Annotated in this window: 18 protein-coding genes; 9 read left to right on the plus strand and 9 right to left on the minus strand. The window is 71.0% G+C overall.

Going from position 1 to position 16259, the window contains the following annotated elements; translation table 11 throughout:
• Window positions 1–141: 141 nt before the first annotated feature.
• A complete protein-coding gene (locus tag ACFO3J_RS00685) occupies window positions 142–702 on the minus strand; it encodes a putative glycolipid-binding domain-containing protein (protein WP_386424725.1) in 561 nt (186 codons plus the stop codon).
• Window positions 703–917: 215 nt separating this feature from the next.
• Here ACFO3J_RS00685 and ACFO3J_RS00690 point away from each other — a divergent pair, with 215 nt between their 5' ends.
• The gene (locus ACFO3J_RS00690) at window positions 918–1298 is read left to right on the plus strand and encodes a hypothetical protein (protein ID WP_386424728.1); all 381 of its coding nucleotides are present in this window, start codon (window positions 918–920) and stop codon (window positions 1296–1298) included.
• Window positions 1299–1344: 46 nt separating this feature from the next.
• On the plus strand, window positions 1345–1767 hold the full coding sequence (locus ACFO3J_RS00695) for a GNAT family N-acetyltransferase (RefSeq protein WP_386424730.1): 423 nt from the start codon (window positions 1345–1347) through the stop codon (window positions 1765–1767).
• A gap of 88 nt (window positions 1768–1855) precedes the next feature.
• On the opposite strand, the gene ACFO3J_RS00700 is transcribed toward ACFO3J_RS00695, so the two are convergent.
• Window positions 1856–1981, minus strand: a complete 126-nt coding sequence (locus ACFO3J_RS00700) for a hypothetical protein (RefSeq protein WP_386424733.1) — start codon at window positions 1979–1981, stop codon at window positions 1856–1858.
• A 96-nt stretch (window positions 1982–2077) separates the two neighbouring features.
• Window positions 2078–2776 (minus strand): SDR family NAD(P)-dependent oxidoreductase, encoded by a 699-nt coding sequence (locus ACFO3J_RS00705; RefSeq protein WP_386424735.1) that lies wholly within the window; start codon window positions 2774–2776, stop codon window positions 2078–2080.
• Between the two features lie 124 nt (window positions 2777–2900).
• Between ACFO3J_RS00705 and ACFO3J_RS00710 the strand changes: the two genes are divergently transcribed.
• From ACFO3J_RS00710 to ACFO3J_RS00720, 3 genes are all read left to right on the plus strand, one after another.
• Window positions 2901–3782, plus strand: a complete 882-nt coding sequence (locus tag ACFO3J_RS00710; protein ID WP_386424737.1) for a helix-turn-helix transcriptional regulator — start codon at window positions 2901–2903, stop codon at window positions 3780–3782.
• A 345-nt stretch (window positions 3783–4127) separates the two neighbouring features.
• On the plus strand, window positions 4128–7529 hold the full coding sequence (locus ACFO3J_RS00715; RefSeq protein ID WP_386424739.1) for a CARDB domain-containing protein: 3402 nt from the start codon (window positions 4128–4130) through the stop codon (window positions 7527–7529).
• 249 nt (window positions 7530–7778) lie between these two features.
• Entirely contained in the window at window positions 7779–8624 is an 846-nt protein-coding gene (locus ACFO3J_RS00720; RefSeq protein ID WP_386424741.1) for a hypothetical protein, read from the plus strand.
• 23 nt (window positions 8625–8647) lie between these two features.
• Here the strand turns inward: ACFO3J_RS00720 and ACFO3J_RS00725 are convergent, their stop codons facing one another.
• Window positions 8648–9031: a hypothetical protein gene (locus ACFO3J_RS00725; RefSeq protein WP_386424744.1), complete on the minus strand. Its 384-nt coding sequence runs from the start codon at window positions 9029–9031 to the stop codon at window positions 8648–8650.
• Between the two features lie 157 nt (window positions 9032–9188).
• On the opposite strand from ACFO3J_RS00725, the gene ACFO3J_RS00730 reads away from it, so the two are divergent.
• The gene (locus ACFO3J_RS00730; protein WP_386424746.1) at window positions 9189–10820 is read left to right on the plus strand and encodes a hypothetical protein; all 1632 of its coding nucleotides are present in this window, start codon (window positions 9189–9191) and stop codon (window positions 10818–10820) included.
• 86 nt (window positions 10821–10906) lie between these two features.
• Here the strand turns inward: ACFO3J_RS00730 and ACFO3J_RS00735 are convergent, their stop codons facing one another.
• The 3 genes from ACFO3J_RS00735 to rpmG all read right to left on the minus strand — a co-directional run bounded on the left by ACFO3J_RS00735 (window position 10907) and on the right by rpmG (window position 12576).
• On the minus strand, window positions 10907–12061 hold the full coding sequence (locus ACFO3J_RS00735; RefSeq protein ID WP_386424749.1) for a CobW family GTP-binding protein: 1155 nt from the start codon (window positions 12059–12061) through the stop codon (window positions 10907–10909).
• Complete coding sequence (locus tag ACFO3J_RS00740) at window positions 12061–12315, minus strand: type B 50S ribosomal protein L31 (RefSeq protein ID WP_386424752.1); 255 nt, start codon at window positions 12313–12315, stop codon at window positions 12061–12063. The genes ACFO3J_RS00735 and ACFO3J_RS00740 overlap by 1 nt, the downstream gene beginning before the upstream one ends.
• A gap of 96 nt (window positions 12316–12411) precedes the next feature.
• Window positions 12412–12576, minus strand: a complete 165-nt coding sequence (gene rpmG / locus ACFO3J_RS00745; RefSeq protein WP_269726976.1) for a 50S ribosomal protein L33 — start codon at window positions 12574–12576, stop codon at window positions 12412–12414.
• A gap of 147 nt (window positions 12577–12723) precedes the next feature.
• Between rpmG and rpmB the strand changes: the two genes are divergently transcribed.
• Both rpmB and rpsN read left to right on the plus strand, forming a co-directional pair.
• Window positions 12724–12960 carry a 50S ribosomal protein L28 gene (gene rpmB, locus ACFO3J_RS00750; RefSeq protein WP_386424755.1) on the plus strand — a complete coding sequence of 79 codons (237 nt, stop codon included), beginning with the start codon at window positions 12724–12726 and terminating at the stop codon, window positions 12958–12960.
• 8 nt (window positions 12961–12968) lie between these two features.
• Window positions 12969–13274, plus strand: a complete 306-nt coding sequence (rpsN, locus tag ACFO3J_RS00755; RefSeq protein ID WP_386424758.1) for a 30S ribosomal protein S14 — start codon at window positions 12969–12971, stop codon at window positions 13272–13274.
• A gap of 97 nt (window positions 13275–13371) precedes the next feature.
• Here rpsN and ACFO3J_RS00760 read toward each other — a convergent pair whose 3' ends face one another.
• Together ACFO3J_RS00760 and ACFO3J_RS00765 are read right to left on the minus strand one after the other, a co-directional pair.
• Window positions 13372–13986 carry a cysteine hydrolase gene (locus ACFO3J_RS00760; RefSeq protein WP_386424761.1) on the minus strand — a complete coding sequence of 205 codons (615 nt, stop codon included), beginning with the start codon at window positions 13984–13986 and terminating at the stop codon, window positions 13372–13374.
• A gap of 139 nt (window positions 13987–14125) precedes the next feature.
• Window positions 14126–15568 (minus strand): MFS transporter, encoded by a 1443-nt coding sequence (locus ACFO3J_RS00765; protein ID WP_386424764.1) that lies wholly within the window; start codon window positions 15566–15568, stop codon window positions 14126–14128.
• Between the two features lie 190 nt (window positions 15569–15758).
• Between ACFO3J_RS00765 and ACFO3J_RS00770 the strand changes: the two genes are divergently transcribed.
• Complete coding sequence (locus tag ACFO3J_RS00770; protein WP_386424766.1) at window positions 15759–16133, plus strand: ArsR/SmtB family transcription factor; 375 nt, start codon at window positions 15759–15761, stop codon at window positions 16131–16133.
• Window positions 16134–16259 lie beyond the last annotated feature (126 nt).

The following is a 16259-nucleotide window of genomic DNA, read 5'->3' on the forward strand; positions in this document are numbered from 1 at the left end:
GCTGCCTCCGGACGGACCAGCCGCCCGGTGTTCACGCTCACCAGTGCAGTGGCGCGGACTATCGAGCGACTATCCACCGGCGATCAGTGGGCGGCGACGGGGTGCGAGGGGGCCGCGGACCAGCGGTTGTGCGCTACGGCGCTACGGCAGCCGGCGGGCTATTCCCGGGTAGACCAGCACCAGCCCGTCCTGGTCGAACTCCAGGTCGCTGCGGAAGTCACCGGACGCGTAGCGCACCCGCCCGCCGCCGTCCGTCCGGCCCAGATGGGTGTAGCGCTGACGCGAGGCCCTGACGTTCAGCCCGGGCACCGGCACGAACGCCATCAGGAAGTCGAACTCGCCCGGCTCCCGGTGCAGTCGGTGCCGCAGTACCGGCATGGTGTTGGTCAGCGGGGACCGGCCCAGGTCGCAGTCGACCGCCCCGTCCAGCTCCGGCAGCGGACGGCCGTCCGCCGTCCAGCGCCCGCCCTCGCACCGCAGATCCAGCCGCCGCGTGCCCGAGGCGTCCTCGGCGGTGACCCGCAGCCGCCGGGTGGCACAGTCCCGGCCGGTCTCCAGGACGTACTCGATCCAGTACGGCTCGGGCCGCACGCCGACCGCCCGGCCACGGGCGGTCAGCGTGCCGGGCCCGGTTACGACCCAGGAGCTCTCGAATCCCCCGCTCTCCTCGACGCTCCACGTCAGCATGCGCTCATCGGCCATCGGTCATCGGCTCCTCCAGGTGGCGGGCCGCACACGCGTCCCGCGACGCCAACGAGTCCCGGGGCGGGGCGGACACGCGCCGCCGCGAGACGCAGTTCCTCAGGCGGCCCGCCGACCCCGGCGGCGCCGCCGAAATGGGCCCGAATGCGTCGTGCGCCGCCGATGGCGCACCTGTGAGCATAGGTGGCCCCACCCCCCGTCCCAGGGAGCCGACCATGCGCCGATCCGCCCTCTTACTCGCCGCCGTCGCGGCCATCAGCGTCCCGCTGGTCGTCCCGGCGGCCACCGCCTCGGCCGACACCCGGCTGTCGGAGGTCATCTGCCAGGACTACAGCGTCCTTCCGCAGTACATCCGCCACATCTACCTCACGACCGACACCCCCACGGTCGTCGAGGAGTTCGCCGAGAATCCCGTGTACCTCGACTGCTACGAGTGGGAGGGTTCGGCTCCGGCCGCCTACTCCATCAGCTACGTCATGTCCGGGCTCGACCACCCCGACGGAGCCACCGGAACGGTCTCCGTGGGAAACGGCTTCGGCTGGACTCCCGCCATGCCCGGCTACATCTACGAGGCGACCTTCACCGCCCTCCCCTGACCGGAATCCTCCGCCCTGTCGGTGTCGCTCCTGCTAGACAGTCCTGGTGAGCAGCATCAAGATCCGCACCGCGAACATCGCGGAGGTCCCCGAGTTGCTGGCCTTCTGGGCCCGGTCCGCCGAGGGCGCCAGCATCACGGATGACGCGGACGGGGTCACCCGCCTCCTCGTCCGCGACCCGGAGGCCCTGCTGGTGGCCGAACGGGAAGGGACCATCGTCGGTACGGTCATCGCCGGCTTCGACGGGTGGCGCTGCCACCTGTACCGCTTGGCCGTCGATCCGGACCATCGCCGTCAGGGCATCGCCACCGCGCTGCTGGCCGCCGCCCACGAACGCTTCGCGGCACTCGGCGGCCGCCGGTCCGACGCGATGGTCCTGGACCGCAACGAACCCGGCCGGCAAGCCTGGCGTGCCGCCGGCTACCGGCCCGAAGAGCAGTGGAGCCGCTGGGTCAGGCCGCTCGTCTGACGCCGGTTGCCGGCAGGGTCCGCCGGGGTGAGGCACACGGCGTTCACCGCCCCCACCGGCCGATCCCGACGCCGCGGGCCGTGCGTCCTCACCCACGCGGCCGGGACCGGCGGCCGCCCGGCTGCTCGGACGCGACCAGCCCGGCGGCCCGCCCGGGGTCGCCGTCGGCCCGGGCGAGCAGCCCGACCAGATCCGCCGACCCGCCAGCTTCCATCCGGGCAGTGTGGCGCACCGCCGGTGGAGATACGCACAGGTTTTCGTCGGGCCGTCCCGGACCGGCGGCTGGCCGGTCGGCCTGTGGACGCCGGGTTCAGGACCAGTCGATCGTTCCGGCGCGGTCGATGAAACGGCCCGTGCCCGCGCCGGGCCCTTCCGTCGCGAGGCGGACGATCGCGTCCGTGCCCTCGGTGACGGACTGGGGGCCGCTGTGGCCGTTGAGATCGGTCGCCGTGTAGCCGGGATCGGCGGCGTTGACGCGGATGTCCTTCAGCCCCTTCGCGTACTGGGTGGTCAGCATGGTGAGGGCCGCCTTGGACGCGGTGTAGAGCGGCGCGATCACCGAGGACTCGGTCCGCGACGGGTCGTGGGTGATGGCGAGCGAGCCCATCCCGCTGCTGACATTGATGATCACCGGGTCCGGGGACCGGCGCAGCAGCGGCAGAAAGGCGGTGGTCGTCCGGACCACGCCGAGGACGTTGACGTCGAAGACGCCGAGCGCGTCCGCGCCGGTCAGGTCGGCGGGATCGCCGTGCGGACCGTGCACACCGGCGTTGTTGACCAGGACGTCGACGACGCCCTCGTGTTCGGCGATGTCGATCGCCGCGGCCGCGACGGAGGCGTCGTCGGTGACGTCGATACGGACGAACCGCGCGCCGAGCGCGGCGGCCGCCGCGGCGCCCCGCTCCGGATCGCGGGCCCCCACGATCACGGTGTGGCCGTGTTCGACGAGGCGGCGGGCTGTCTCGTAACCGAGTCCCTTGTTGGCTCCGGTGATCAGTGTGGTGGTCATGTCCCGATCGTCCCCACCGCGGCGGGGCTCTGCCAGGGACGCCTCGACCGTAGGAACGGCAGTACCACGGTGCGGGGACGAAAAGGCATCACGAGGGAGGAAGGGGGCCGGGGCATGCGGCAGGATGGAAGGCATGGCGGCGAAGGACGGGCTGGGGCTGGGCGCGACGATCCGCGCCTGGCGCGAGCGGCTGTCCCCCTCGGCCGTGGGGCTGCCGGCGGGCCGGGCACGCCGTGCGACCGGGCTGCGCCGCGAGGAACTCGCCGAACGCGCCGGTGTGTCGGTCGATTACGTGGTGCGCCTGGAGCAGGGGCGGGCCACGGCACCCTCGGCGCAGGTGGTCGCCTCCCTCGCGCACGCCTTGCGGCTGACCGACGCCGAACGCGACCATCTCCACCTCCTGGCCGGGCTGGTCCCCCCGCGGCACGGACCGGTGCCCGACCGTGTCCCGCCGGGCGTGCGGCGGGTACTGGACCGGCTCGGAGACGTGGCGGTCGCGGTGTTCGCCGCGCACTGGCAGCTGCTCTGGTGGAATCCCGGCTGGGCGGCGCTCCTCGGTGACCCCTCGGCCTCGCCGCCGGAGCTGCGCAACTTCGCCCGTGAGAGATTCCCGGTCGGCTCCGACCACGTCCGCATCGCCTTGTGGCCGGTGTCCGTGGCCGACACCGAGGGCTCGGACCTCGCGATCGTGTCCGATCTGCGCCGGGCGACCGGTCGTTTCCCGCAGGACGCGGACTTGGCGGAGCTGATCCGGGTGCTCACCGCGGGCAACCGGACCTTCGCCCGGCTGTGGGCGAGCGGCGCGGTGGCCGCGCACCGCGAGGACCGCAAGACGATCGGGCATCCCGTCGTCGGGCCGGTGGAAGTGGACTGCGACGTCCTGACGGACGGCGACTCCGAGCTCAAGATCGTGATGCTGACCGCGCCACCCGGCAGCGCGGACCAGGACAGGTTGCGGCTCGCGGTCGCCGCCGGCCTCGGCAGCTCCCCGGCATCCGCCCGCTGACCGGACGCCCGGTCGTCCGGCGGCCCGCGCGGTGGACCCGGCCGACCGCAGCGGCCCGCTGACACCTGCTCGCATCGCCTCCTCCGCTGCCCCCGGTGGCCCCGACCGGGCCGGTTATGTCAACAACTCGCCAGCCGTGCGTAAACCGTTGACAAAGTGGATACATGATTGCAACCTTTGACTCGCAAAAACATGGCCAAGACCTCCACATTTATTTGCTGCTGTTTGCAACTTCGTCGCATGGGCCGCCCCCGCGCCATGCCCAGTGCTGCGCGAACCGCTGCCGACAGGGCCCGGAGTCCTCCCCCCACCCGCTCTCTCGTTCCGGAAAGAACAGAGGAGACCATGAAACGCAAGCAGCTCAGACGCCTGATGACCGGCGTGCTGGCGGCCGGTCTGATCGCCCTCGGCCTCTCTCCCCTCGCCGCCTCCGCAGGGGCCGCCGACCGACCCAACCTGGCGCTGGGCAAGAGCGCTTCGGCGGGCGGCTCCACCGGGGGCTACCCGGCGGCCAACGTCACCGACGGCAACCAGGGTTCCTACTGGGAAGGCCCGACGAACGTCTTCCCGCAGGGACTCCAGGTCGACCTCGGACACAGCGCGACCGTCGACCAGGTGGTGCTCAAGCTGCCGGCCTCGTGGGAAGCGCGGACCGAGACGCTCAGCGTGCAGGGCAGCGCCGACGGGACCAGCTTCAGCACCCTGGCCGCCTCGCAGGGCCGGGCGTTCGCGCCGGGCACGGCCAACACCGTGACCATCAACTTCACTGCCGCCAGCGCCCGTTACCTGAAGCTGAACATCACCGGCAACACCGGCTGGCCCGCCGCGCAGATCTCCGAGTTCGAGATCTACGGCACGGACACCACGGACCCCGGCGGCGGTCCGGGCGGCGACCCGGGTGACGGCAACGGCACCGACCTCGCGCACGGCAAGCCGATCGAGGCGTCCTCCACGACCCAGTCCTTCGTGGCGGCCAACGCCAACGACGGCCAGATCAGCACCTACTGGGAGTCCAACGGCTTCCCGTCGACGCTGACCACGAAGCTCGGCGCGGACGCCGACCTCACTTCCGTCGTGGTCAAGCTCAACCCCGACGGCGCCTGGGGCGCCCGGACGCAGAACATCCAGGTCCTCGGCCGGGGGCAGGCCGGCAGCGGCTTCACCTCACTGGCCGGCGCCGCCACCTACACCTTCAGCCCGTCCGGCAACCAGAACTCGGTACGGATTCCGGTCAGCGGCCGGGCCGCCGACGTGCAGCTGAAGTTCGCCAGCAACTCCGGCGCGCCCGGCGGCCAGGTCGCCGAGATCCAGGTCGTCGGGATACCGGCGCCCAACCCCGACCTGACCGTCACCGCGCTGTCCTGGTCCCCGGCCGCTCCGGTGGAGACCGACAGCACCACGGTGAGCGCGACCGTGAAGAACATCGGGTCGGCGGCCTCCGCCGCCACCACCGTGAACGTCAGTGTGGGCGGCATCGTCGCCGGCAGCGCCTCGGTCGGCGCGCTCGCCGCCGGCGCCTCGACCACGGTGTCGGTCGCCACCGGGACGCGAGCGATGGGCAGTTACGCCGTCACGGCCGCGGTGGACCCGTCCGACACGATCATCGAGCAGAACAACGCCAACAACAGCCTCACCGCGCCCACCCAGTTGGTGGTCGCCCAGAGCCCCGGTCCCGATCTCCAGGTGCTCAGCGTCAGTTCCAGCCCGTCGAACCCGGCGGTCGGTGCGGCGGTCTCCTTCACCGTCGGTGTGCACAACCGGGGCACCACCGCCTCCGGCGCCACCACGGTCACCCGGCTGACGGTGGCCGGCACCACGCTCAACACCAACACGCCCTCGATCGCGGCCGGTTCGACGACGACCGTGAACGTCAGCGGCACCTGGACCGCCACCAGCGGCGGCGCCACCATCGTCGCCACGGCCGACGCGACCGGGGTCGTCACCGAGACCAACGAGACCAACAACACCTTCTCGCAGGCGATCGTGGTCGGCCGCGGGGCAGCGGTCCCGTTCACCGAGTACGAGGCCGAAGCCGGCACGTACCAGGGCACGCTGCTGACAGCCGATCAGGAACGCACCTTCGGCCACACCAACTTCGCCACCGAGTCCTCCGGCCGCAAGTCGGTGCGGCTCAACTCCACCGGTCAGTATGTGCAGTTCACCTCGACGGTCCCGACCAACTCCATCGTGGTGCGCAACTCCATCCCCGACGCGGCAGCGGGCGGCGGCATCGACGCCACCATCAGCCTCTATGTCAACAACAGCTTCGTCCGCAAGCTCACCCTCTCCTCGAAGCACAGCTGGCTGTACGGCAACACCGACGGCCCCGAGGCGCTGACCAACGCGCCGCAGGCCGACGCCCGGCGGCTGTTCGACGAGTCCAACGCGCTGCTGAGCACCACCTATCCGGCGGGCACCACCTTCCGGTTGCAGCGTGACGCCACCGACACCGCGTCGTTCTACATCATCGACCTGGTCGACCTGGAGCAGGTGGCGCCCCCGTCGAGCAAGCCGGCCGAGTGCACCTCGATCACCGCGTACGGCGCGGTGCCGGACGACGGGATCGACGACACGGCGGCCATCCAGCGGGCGGTGACGGCCGATCAGACGGGCGCCATCAGCTGCGTGTGGATCCCGCCGGGCCAGTGGCGGCAGGAGCAGAAGATCCTGACCGACGACCCGCTGAACCGCGGCCAGTACAACCAGGTGGGCATCAGCAACGTCACGATCCGTGGCGCGGGCATGTGGTACTCCCAGCTGTACACCCTGACCGAGCCGCAGGACGCGGGCGGCATCAACCACCCGCACGAGGGCAACTTCGGCTTCGACATCGACGACAACACGCAGATCTCCGACATCGCCATCTTCGGTTCCGGCCGTATTCGCGGCGGAGACGGCAACGACGAGGGCGGCGTGGGCCTCAACGGCCGGTTCGGCCGGAACACCCAGATCAGCAACGTCTGGATCGAGCACGCCAACGTGGGCGTGTGGGTCGGCCGCGACTACGACAACATCCCCGCCCTGTGGGGTCCGGCGGACGGGCTGCAGTTCAGCGGCATGCGCATCCGCGACACCTATGCCGACGGCATCAACTTCACCAACGGCACCCGGAATTCGAAGGTGTTCAACTCCTCCTTCCGCACCACCGGGGACGACTCGCTGGCGGTGTGGGCCAGCAGGTACGTGAAGGACACCTCAGTCGACATCGCGCACGACAACCACTTCGTCAACAACACCATCCAGCTGCCCTGGCGGGCCAACGGCATCGCCATCTACGGCGGTTACGGCAACACCATCGAGAACAACCTGGTCTACGACACGATGAACTACCCCGGCATCATGCTGGCGACCGATCACGACCCGCTGCCCTTCTCCGGGCAGACCCTGGTCGCCAACAACGCCCTCTACCGGACGGGCGGCGCCTTCTGGGGCGAGGCCCAGGAGTTCGGTGCCATCACGCTCTTCGCGTCGAGCCGCGACATCACCGGCGTCACCATCCGGGACACCGACATCTACGACTCGACCTACGACGGCATCCAGTTCAAGACCGGCGGCGGCAACATGCCGGGCGTCGTGGTCAGCAATGTGAAGATCGACAAGTCCAACAACGGCGCGGGCATCCGGGCCCACAGCGGCGCCCGCGGCAGCGCGACGCTGTCGAACGTGACCATCACCAACTCGGCCGACGGCAACATCCTGGTCGAACCGGGCTCACAGTTCGTGATCACCGGAGGTGCCGGCTCCTGACGGGTCCCGACAGATCCTGACAGGTCCTGACAGGTCCTGAGTCTGCCTGCCGGCAGTCGCCCATCTCCACCGCGGGGCCCCGGACTTCGGTCCGGGGCCCCGTACGGCTTGAGGCGGCCGGTAGCCGGTGGCCGTCGCGGGCGCTCACCGTGCCCTGTCCGGCCGAGGACTATATTGACCAGGAGCAACGTCGGTGCGGTACGGGGAGATCGAGCGCTCTTGCGATCATGTGGAAGGCGCGGCGCAGCCGTGGCCGCTGTGCTCTGCGCCCTCGCCGTCCTGTTCCTCGGCGCGTGCGGGACACGCGTGGCCGGCCAGGGGGAGCAAGCGCCGCCGACGGCGACCGGACCGATCCCGTGGGAGACGACGGAGCCCTCCGCGATCACCGGAGCCCGTCTGACCGGGGACGGCCGCACGCTGGTCCTCGACGCGCAGGTGCCCAGCGGCAAGCGGCCCTGTGTGCGCGACCTCAAGGCGGTGCTCACCGACCCGGTGCAGAACACCGTACAGGTGCAGGTCACCCTCTCCACGCCGTCGTCGGACAAGCGTTCCGGGTGCATCGAGGAGACTACGGCCACCGTGCGGGTCCGGCTGCCGGGGCCCCTGGGCGACCGCGAGGTGGTCGTCGACCACTTCACGCAGTTCACCGCCGAGGGTGCCAAGTCGCCGGCCCTGCGCCTGTGCGGGCGCTTGGGCTGCCGACCGCCGGCCACCGGCTGCACTCCCGCCTCCTACGACCAGGCGTTGATCGCGGTCGACGCGCCCGAGCACACGCTCCGGGACGCGGAGGACTGCGAAGGGAAGTGGCTGGTGCTTGACTTCTCCTGGCGCACCGGGGCTGCCTGCGCCGGCTCGTCCGAGCCCGGCTGCTCGTCCCGGCTGGGCGACCGCTGGTTCTTCGAGGCGAAGAGCACCGGCTGGGCGCCGATCGCCGAGGGCGCGGCCGGAGGCTGCCGGGCCGTCCAGCGCAAGGAGCCCGCTTTCCCGGCCTCGATGTGCCAGTCGCTGGCCCCGCTTTCCGCGTCGCTGCACCCGCACTACGCTCCCGCGTCCGCCGCCCCGGGCGCGCACTCCACCGCGACGACGACTCCCTGAATCGGCAGGGTCCGGTCACTCGTTCAGCAGGTCACGGTTCGGAGCGGGACGGGTTCCCGCATGGAACCGCTGAGGGTGACCCGATAGCAGACGACGACGGACCCTCCCCAGCCGTTGCCGGGCGTGGAGTACCTCCGGTCGCCCATGAAGTTCACCACGGTGCCGCCGGCCGACGTGGCGACGGACACCCCGCCGATCCGGCCGCCGCCCACCCTTCGCGCGAGGGCCTCGAACTCCGCCGCCCCCGTGCGTCCTTGGGCGTAGGAGTCGCCCAGCGCGTCCGCGTACGACCGGGCGCGCCGGTCCAGGTCTCCGCGCGCGGTGTGTTCGTGCACGGAGATGACGATCCGGCCGACCCCCACCACGGCCAGCACGGCGACCGCGACGACCAGCGGAATCACCCCCACGGCGGTGAGACAGCCGCCTCCGCGCCTGGCCGGTGCCATCGCGTCCGCCCGCCTCTCCGTCCATGTGCAGTGCGCCACGGTCCTCGCGTCGTCCGGCGCCAGAGCGTAGCGGGTGGTGTCCGGCCCCGGCTCCTCCGGCCGGGGTGACGCCGGGGCGATGGCCCACCCCTCAGGGTGGTGGTGCAGCTGGTTCGCCCTGTCCGCCAGACAGGGTGTCGTAAGAGGGGTGTACGACTACCCCCGGCAGGGCGCCGACCGGGAGCTGAAGAAGGCCGTCGAGGGGTACTGGAAGGGCCGGATCACCGCCGGCACACTCCGCAGGACGGCGGCCGGCCTGCGCCGGGCCAACTGGCGGCGGCTCGCGGAGGCCGGCCTCGGCGAGGTGCCGACCGGCGACTTCTCCTATGACGACCATGTGCTGGACACCAGCGTCATGGTGGGCGCGATCCCGGCGCGGCACCGCGCGGCGGTCGAAAGGGACGCGCTGGACGGCTACTTCGCCATGGCGCGCGGTACCCAGGAGGTGGCGCCGCTGGAGATGACCAAGTGGTTCGACACCAACTACCACTACCTCGTGCCGGAGCTGGGCCCCGACACCGTCTTCGCCGCCGACTCCGCCCGGCGGGTCGCCGAACTGACCGAGGCGCTGATGCTCGGGCACAACGCCCGGCCGGTGCTCGTCGCCAATCTCGACGACCTGGCGACGGTCGGCGGGCTGCCCGGCAAGCGGCTGGTGGGCGGGGTGGTGGACGGCCGCAACATCTGGATCAACGACTATGAGAACCCGCTGGCCACCCTCGCCACCCTCCTCGGCCTGGCCGGCCAGGTCGATGTGTCCGCTTCCTGCTCCCTGCTGCATGTCCCCCTCGACACCGCTCCCGAAGGCGACATCGACCCCCAGATCCTGCGCTGGCTGTCCTTAGCGCGGCAGAAGACCGCCGAGATCGTTACCCTGGCCAGGGGACTGACCCGGGGCACCGACACCATCGCTGCGGAGATCGCCGCCAACCGCGCCGCTCTCGCCGCCCGCGCGAACTCCCCCATCACCCGTGATCCGGCGGTAGGGGCCCGTACCGCCGCCGTCACCGCCGCCGACGCACACCGCTCCCGGCCGTACGAGGAGCGCGCCGCCGCCCAGCGCGCCCGGCTCGGACTGCCGCCGCTGCCGACCACCACCATCGGGTCCTTCCCGCAGACCCCCGACCTGCGCGCCGCCCGCGCCGACCTACGCACCGGCCGCACCGGCACAGCCGGCTACGAACAGCGCATCGAGACCGCCATCGCCGAGATGATCGCCTTCCAGGAACACGCCGGACTCGACGTCCTGGTCCACGGCGAACCCGAACGCAGCGACACGGTCCAGTACTTCGCCGAACGCCTCACCGGCTACCTGGCCACCCGCCACGGCTGGGTCCAGTCCTACGGCACCCGCTACGTACGCCCGCCGATCCTGGCCGGCGACACCGCCCGCCAGGTCGCCCTCGCCCTGCGCGACGAGGTCATCAGCCTGGAAGCCGCCCGCTCCCGCATGCAGGCCGCCGGCGAACTCGCCACCGCCGGCTACCCCCGCGCCGCCGGCCCCGGCGTCTACGACATCCATTCCCCCCGCGTCCCCACCACCGACGAGATCGCCGACCTCCTCCGCAAGGGCCTCACCGCCATCCCCGCCGACCGCCTCTGGGTCAACCCCGACTGCGGCCTCAAAACCCGCGACTGGCCCGAAACCAGGGCATCACCGGAAAACCTGGTCACAGCCGCCCGCACCGTCCGCGCGGAGCCGCCCGCCTGATCCCCTGACGGCCGGGAGGGACGTATGCCGCGTCCGTCCCGGCCGTCCCGGCACCCGTCCGGTCGGTCACCGGTGGGCGGGACCGCTCAGGAGACCGGGTCGAGGAACTCGTCGAAGGCGGTCGGAAGACGACTCCATGATGTCGGCCCGCCGGCGTATTCGGCGTCGGTGAGCAGGCAGGACTCCAGCAGTGCCGCCAGTCCGTCGCGGTCGAGGCCGGGCGAGGTGAACACCAGGTGCTGGCAGCGGTCGCCGTGTTCGGCGTGCCAGTCCAGTGCCGCCGCGGCCCTGCGGACAGGAGGCTCCATCTCCCAGGCCGCGTCGGGAAGCGACGCGAGCCAGGGACCGGCGCTTTCCACGCAGAGCGCGCCGCCGGCGGCCTCCCAGGCCAGCAGGGCGTCGGGGCGGTCGGCGAGCCAGAAACGTCCCCGGCTGCGCGTCGCGGCGCAGACGAGTTCCTCCAATGCGTCGTAGAGGCGCTGGGGATGAAAGGGGCGCCGCCGGTGCCAGACCATGGTGGACACGCCGGCCTCGTCCGCTTCCTGTGGCAGCCGGGAACTCGCGGGGTGCTGGGCGGCCGCTGCCGCCGGGACGTCGAACCCGGCGAAGGCCTCCGTGGCCAGTTCCGGGCTGTCGGCGTCCACCTGCCGGGCCGTGGGGTGCAGTTGAGCGAGCAGCGCTGTGTCCTCGTCGGTCGCTTCAGCGCCGGGCAGGAGTGCCAGGACCGGCGAGTACTCCACTTGGCGCGCCCAGGTGTCCCCCACCGTCCGCGCGTCCTCGCGCGCCGCCGCGATGCCGGCCCGGCGCAGATCGTCGCCGTTGCTCAGCAGGGCCATGACGAGCGAGGGGTCGACAGCGGTCATCACATTGGTGAGGTCCAGGAAGGCGGCTCCCCGGTCGGCGATGATCTCGGCCATCGCCTGCGGCTCGACGGAGTCCCACAGTTCGACCACGGCCAGCCGGGTCAGCCCGCTCGCCGCCAGGCGTTCCAGTTCCGGGACCAGGTCCTCGCGCAGCGCGCAGCACGCGCAGTCGTCGACCAGCGGCGTCTCACCGCGTGAGAGGACGCCGCTCGCGTCGCGCACGGTCCGCCGCACGATGCCCGCGTCGGCGACCGACAGGTCGTGGTGCAGGGCCACGCTCCCGGGGACCCTGTTCAGCAGCCGTTCGACGACCGCCTGCCGGGCCGGCGCGTGCAGTCCGGCCACCACGACGACGGGGAGCTTCCCGCACTCCGCCATCACTTCGCCCCGCGACGGCCGTAGCGGCGCTCGAAGCGTTCGACGCGTCCGGCAGTGTCGAGCACGCGGGCGGTGCCGGTGTAGAAGGGATGGCTCGCGGAGGAGGTCTCCACATCGACGACGGGGTAGGTCCGGCCGTCCTCCCATACGACCGTCGTGGCGCTGGTCATGGTGGAGCGGGTGAGGAAGGCGAAGCCGGCCGATCGGTCGCGGAAGACAACGGGGCCGTAGGCCGGGTGGATGTCGGGTTTCACGGGGTTTCCTTGTCTGGTGGGCGCGGGTCCGGTTCGGGTCCCGGGGTGTCGTGGGACGTTCCGGTCAGGTGGTCGGCCCGGCTCGGACGTCCGGGGTCAGCGTTCTTCGCGGAAGTCGACGTGCCGTCGGGCCACCGGGTCGTACTTGCGCAGCACCATGCGATCGGGGTCGTTGCGGCGGTTCTTGCGGGTCACGTAGGTGTACCCGGTGCCGGCGGTGGAGCGGAGCTTGATGATCGGACGCACTTCGTTGCGGGCCATGCGCCCCACTATACGATTACGGTTTTCATTTTCAAACCCACTCCTCGCCGCCGCTGACCGCCGGGCCACCTTCGGCGCACACCCACTTGGAAATGAAAACGCTTCTCGGTATGGTGCGGCGCAGTCCCCCGTCACAGGAAGGCGCGTATGTCCGCCCACTGCCAGCTGACCGGCCGCAAGCCCGGGTTCGGCAACCACATCTCGCACTCGCACCGGCGCACCGCGCGCCGCTTCGACCCCAATGTCCAGTCCAAGCGGTACTGGCTGCCCGGCGAGCGCCGCCATGTGCGCCTCACTCTCAGCGCCAAGGGGATCAAGACGGTCGACCGCATCGGCATCGACCGCGCCGTCGGGCTGATCCGCGCCCGTGGCTACACGATCTGAAGGGCACCATGGCCAAGAAGAGCAAGATCGCGAAGAACGACCGGCGCCGCGACACCGTGGCCCGCTACGCAGAGCGGCGCGCCGAACTCAAACGCCTCGTCAGCTCACCCGCCACCAGCGAGGAGGACCGGGCCGCCGCGCAGCGCGAGCTGCGCCGCCAGCCCCGTGACGCCAGCGCCACCCGGGTCCGCAACCGCGACGCGGTGGACGGCCGCCCGCGCGGCTATCTGCGCACCTTCGGCCTCTCCCGGATCGGCCTGCGCGAGCACGCGCACGCCGGACATCTGCCCGGCGTACGAAAGTCCAGCTGGTAGTCACCCGCCGGTCGGTGAACGGGGATCGCCCAGGGTCCCTTCCTGACGCGATCCCCGTCCGGCCCGGCACCTCGGGACGTCGGACTCGCCGGCCCGGTCAGAGGGCGGCGATCACCTCGGCCGAGGTCATGGGCAGGGAGAACATCGGGAAGTCGTAGGTGATCGCGTTGTCGTGCTCCTCCTGGGAGGTGCCGGCCACGCAGTCGGGCAGCGTGATGACACGGAAGCCGTGCTCGTATCCCGTGCGCATCGTCGACTCGACACAGCAGTTGGTGAGGAAGCCACCGAGGATGATCGTGTCGATGCCCTTGCTCCGCAGGATGAAGTCGAGGTTGGTGCTCGCGAAGGTGTCGAGGCCGCGCTTGCCCTCGATCACGATGTCGCCCTCGGCCGGGGTGAGTTCGTCCACGATGGTGGCACCCCAGGTGTTCTTGACGAAGGCCGAGCCGTCCACGACCCCCTTGAGGATCCCGTACGGGTGACGCGACAGTTCGCCGTAGCCGGGGGCGAAGGTGATCGGCGCGTGCATGATGGTGACGCCGGCGGCGCGGGCGGCGCCGGCCAGCGCCACGGTGTTCGCCAGCATCCCGGTCTTCGCCATCACCCCGGCCACGGCGTCGTGCAGCACCCCGCCTTCGCTGGCGAACTCATTCTGGTATTCGATCAGGACGAGCGCGGTCTTCGCCGGATCGAGGCGGAAGGTCCCGGACATGGCGGCTCCTCGGTGAGCTGGGATACATCGGCGGCAGTGTGAACAGCTTGCCCGACATGGGGCCAACCGGACAGCGCGGTTGACACGGGATCTCGGCGGCAGCCCCACCGGTACCGGACATCCCACAGCCGGCGAAGGGTCAGACCCGGGCGGTCACCTTGCCGCTGACAGCGGCACCGACGCGTTCGGACCGGGCGATCAGCAACCAGGCGGCTGCCGCGCCGGCGAGATAGGCGATGCCGATGAGCAGGAAGGACACGGCAGGGCCACGGCTCCAGTCCGGGACGCCGGCGAGCACGATGCTCATCATGGCGATGCCCACCAGCGTGCCGAGTTGACGGTTGGCGTTGAGCACCGACCCGGCCACGTTCGCGTGCTCGGCCCCGGCGGCGTCCACCAGGACGGCGGTCATTCCGGGGGAGATGACGCCCGCACCGATGTTGGCGACGCCGACGGCCGAAGCCAGTACCCAGAAGGGCGTTGCGGACGACACGCCGACCATCGTCAGCGACGCGACGCCGGCGATCAGCAGGAAGACCGTGAGCAGTGCGCCGTTGGAGAACCGCCCGGAGATCCGCGAGTAGACGATGTTGGCCAGCGGGAACCAGATGGTCATCGGCAGCAGTTCGAGCCCGGCCTGAAGCGGGGACGCCCCGCGGGCGTGCTGCAGGTACAGGCCGAGCATGAACATGCTTCCGTAGAGCGCGAAGTTGAAGAAGAAGCCCACCAGGTTCGCACCGGCGAAACTCGGCCGGCGGAACAGCTCCCACGGCATCACGGGATCGTCGGCGCGTCGTTCGCGTACCACCAGCAGTCCCGCGGCGACCGCCACCACGGCGTACGCGGTCAGCACCGGGCCGACCCCCCAGCCGAGTCGCGGCCCCTCGATGAGCGCGAAGCTCAGTGCGGCGAGCGCCACGATCCACAGGGCATGGCCGGGCACGGCCGGTTTGCCGGTACGGACCCCGGACGGATCGATGTAGCGCCTGGTCATCAGCATGCCGACGACGCCGATCGGCAGGTTGAGCAGAAAGATGCTCCGCCAGCCGAACGCGCTCACCAACAGGCCGCCTGCCGTGGGTCCCAGCCCGGCGGAGGTGGACACGATCGCGGACCAGAGGCCGAGCATCCGGGTGCGCTGCCGCTTTTCCGGAAAGGCGGACACCAGGAGGGACAGCGAACTCGGCATGAACAGCGCGGCGCCGGCGCCCTGCACGAGGCGGGCGGCGATGAGCACCCCGGCGTTCGGCGCGAGCGCGCAACCGAGAGAGGCGACGAAGAAGACCGCCATGCCCCACAGATAGACGGTTTTCGCGCCGACGCGGTTCGCCAGGCCGCCGGCCAGCAGCAGCAGCGAGCCGAAGACCAGCACATAACCGTCCACGATCCAGGTGAGCTCGGACAGCGAGGCGTCCAGGTGCTCCTGGATCGCGGCCCCCGCGACGTTGACGACCGTCACATCCAATGCGGCCATGACAAAACCGGTGGCGAGGGCGGTCAGCTTCAGGCCTGATGGCACGCCCCGCCGGGCGGGTGCCGCACCCGTGGGTAATCCCATCACATCGGACTCGGCGCCGGGCATCGCTCTCTCCTCCGGAGGATTCTCGGTGGGCCGAGGAACGACCGCGGACTCCTGTCAGCCGCGGCGGGGGAAGCCCGCCCGGCGTCCACCGAACCGCTTATGATGATGGTCGTCAAATTTGATGGCTGTCAACCTTCGACCATTCTCGTAAGATGGTCCTGCCGAGTGAGCACGATGAAGGACGGGCCACGTGACCGCAGACAGCACCGGACGGATCACCGACCATCTCGCCGCCGAGAACATCACCTTGCAGGGCCTGCTGGACGCACTGGCCGACCCGGTGCGGCGCAGCATCGTCCGGCAGCTCGCCCACAGCGACCGGGACGTGGCGTGTGGGACCTTCGACATCAGCGTCAGCCGGTCCACCGGCACACACCACTTCAAGGCACTGCGACAGGCGGGAATCATCTGGCAGCACTACGAGGGCACGCTGAAGATGAACACCCTGCGTCGCGCCGACCTGGAGCGCGCGTTTCCCGGACTCCTCGACGCGGTCGTCGACGCGGCCCACCGTGAGGCGGATCGGGAGTCGGCGCCGGAATCCGCACCCGCGCCCGCCTCATGACGGACACGGCGCCTTCGGCGTCACCACCCGTCAGGCCGGATGGCACGCCTCTCGTTCGATCCTCCAGCCGCCGCGCGACGGTTCTGTGTCCTGTGCCAGTGGTCCCGGGCGGGTCCGGTTTGTTTG

The organism is Streptomyces polygonati, assembly GCF_042650325.1.
Classification (GTDB): domain Bacteria; phylum Actinomycetota; class Actinomycetes; order Streptomycetales; family Streptomycetaceae; genus Actinacidiphila; species Actinacidiphila polygonati.

Coding starts and splice junctions, on each gene's coding strand:
- ACFO3J_RS00700 (WP_386424733.1), bottom strand. CDS start 1,981: ATGGAAGCTGGCGGGTCGGCGGATCTGGTCGGGCTGCTCGCCCGGGCC.
- ACFO3J_RS00765 (WP_386424764.1), bottom strand. CDS start 15,568: ATGCCCGGCGCCGAGTCCGATGTGATGGGATTACCCACGGGTGCGGCA.
- ACFO3J_RS00715 (WP_386424739.1), top strand. CDS start 4,128: ATGAAACGCAAGCAGCTCAGACGCCTGATGACCGGCGTGCTGGCGGCC.
- rpmB (WP_386424755.1), top strand. CDS start 12,724: ATGTCCGCCCACTGCCAGCTGACCGGCCGCAAGCCCGGGTTCGGCAAC.
- ACFO3J_RS00690 (WP_386424728.1), top strand. CDS start 918: ATGCGCCGATCCGCCCTCTTACTCGCCGCCGTCGCGGCCATCAGCGTC.
- ACFO3J_RS00735 (WP_386424749.1), bottom strand. CDS start 12,061: ATGGCGGAGTGCGGGAAGCTCCCCGTCGTCGTGGTGGCCGGACTGCAC.
- ACFO3J_RS00760 (WP_386424761.1), bottom strand. CDS start 13,986: ATGTCCGGGACCTTCCGCCTCGATCCGGCGAAGACCGCGCTCGTCCTG.
- ACFO3J_RS00685 (WP_386424725.1), bottom strand. CDS start 702: ATGGCCGATGAGCGCATGCTGACGTGGAGCGTCGAGGAGAGCGGGGGA.
- ACFO3J_RS00705 (WP_386424735.1), bottom strand. CDS start 2,776: ATGACCACCACACTGATCACCGGAGCCAACAAGGGACTCGGTTACGAG.
- rpsN (WP_386424758.1), top strand. CDS start 12,969: ATGGCCAAGAAGAGCAAGATCGCGAAGAACGACCGGCGCCGCGACACC.
- ACFO3J_RS00710 (WP_386424737.1), top strand. CDS start 2,901: ATGGAAGGCATGGCGGCGAAGGACGGGCTGGGGCTGGGCGCGACGATC.
- ACFO3J_RS00730 (WP_386424746.1), top strand. CDS start 9,189: ATGGCCCACCCCTCAGGGTGGTGGTGCAGCTGGTTCGCCCTGTCCGCC.
- rpmG (WP_269726976.1), bottom strand. CDS start 12,576: ATGGCCCGCAACGAAGTGCGTCCGATCATCAAGCTCCGCTCCACCGCC.